This is a genomic window from Promicromonospora kroppenstedtii DSM 19349 (genome assembly GCF_000515355.1).
In the GTDB taxonomy this organism is placed as follows: Bacteria; Actinomycetota; Actinomycetes; order Actinomycetales; family Cellulomonadaceae; genus Promicromonospora; species Promicromonospora kroppenstedtii.
Map to the genome: position 1 here is coordinate 91448 of NZ_KI911577.1, position 423 is coordinate 91870.

The 423-nt window shown below is 72.1% G+C and carries 1 protein-coding gene; it reads left to right on the plus strand.

The features are described 5' to 3' along the window. Positions 1 to 209: 209 nt before the first annotated feature. On the plus strand, positions 210 to 423 hold a 214-nt coding region (locus PROKR_RS38310), incomplete at its 3' end, for a hypothetical protein (protein ID WP_036959247.1).

A 423-nucleotide genomic window follows, 5' to 3' on the forward strand; every position in this document is an offset into this window, starting at 1 on the left:
CCCGGGGTGACGGGCTCCTCCGGCTCGGGGCCGCCCGACGGCGGGAGCGTCGAGGGGTCGATCACGGAGCCATCCATGACCGGGGCCTGCCCGATGATGTTCAGGACAACGAGCTCGTCGCCGCGGTACGCGAGCGCGACGGCCTCGCCGATGACGCCTGACTCGGGGTCGGGGTCGCGGATGCCCTCGGGGAGGTAGGGGATCAGGGCGTGGTCGACGGTCGCGACGAGCGAGTCGCCGGCCTGCTCGATGCCTTCGACGAGGATCTGCGCGAGCGTCTCGACGACGGGGCCGACGTCGCGGCGTCCCAGACGTCAACGCGGGTGTCGATCTCCCACAGTGCGGCCGTGGGGGCGGCGAGGATGACCTCTCCCGACTCGTCGTCAGCGCTGGTGTACGTGACTACCTCGGCGCCGCCCAGGA